This window comes from Oleiphilus sp. HI0043 (assembly GCF_001634935.1).
Genome location: NZ_LWEY01000267.1, coordinates 1 through 564 on the forward strand (window position 1 = coordinate 1; position 564 = coordinate 564).

Consider the following 564-nt stretch of genomic DNA (forward strand, 5'->3'; position numbering starts at 1 on the left):
CTTCCCTGGTTTTATGGATCGCAGCACCACTTGCATTCGCCGCCTACTTATTGAAGAAACGAGAGGTATAAGGTGATGAATCATAAGCCCCCCACCAAAACGCTAAACAGTCGCCTTTAGTTCCGGTGCTGGTTTTGCTGATTCAAGGCGTATTAATTTTCGGGATTGTTTCGTGTAGTGAAAACGATCCTAAAGCTAAGCCAGAAATCAGCGCCGTACATATTGAAGACCAGGACGAATGCCACCTGTGTGGAATGCTTATCAACCAGTTTGCCGGCCCTAAAGGTGAGATGTTTGAGAAGAATAAATCGTCGGTACGTAAGTTTTGCTCAGTGAATGACTTGTTCGCCTATATGCTTCAACCTGAAAATATCCATAACACAGCTAAAGCATTTGTCCATGATATGACGAGCAGTCCTTGGGGTAATACTCGCGAAGCCGAGCTAATCGATGCCAAACAAGCCTGGTATGTAATTGGTCATAAGCTCCCCGGAGCAATGGGACCGGCCCTGGCTTCATTTAAAAACAAGAACAGTGCAGAAGCGTTTGCCAAATCACAGGGGG

At 46.1% G+C, this 564-nt stretch carries 1 protein-coding gene; it reads left to right on the forward strand.

The window, feature by feature from the left end; translation table 11 throughout:
- Nucleotides 1-134: 134 nt before the first annotated feature.
- Nucleotides 135-564, forward strand: a 430-nt coding sequence (locus A3729_RS03940; protein WP_068633220.1) for a nitrous oxide reductase accessory protein NosL, incomplete at its 3' end; no start/stop codon positions are given.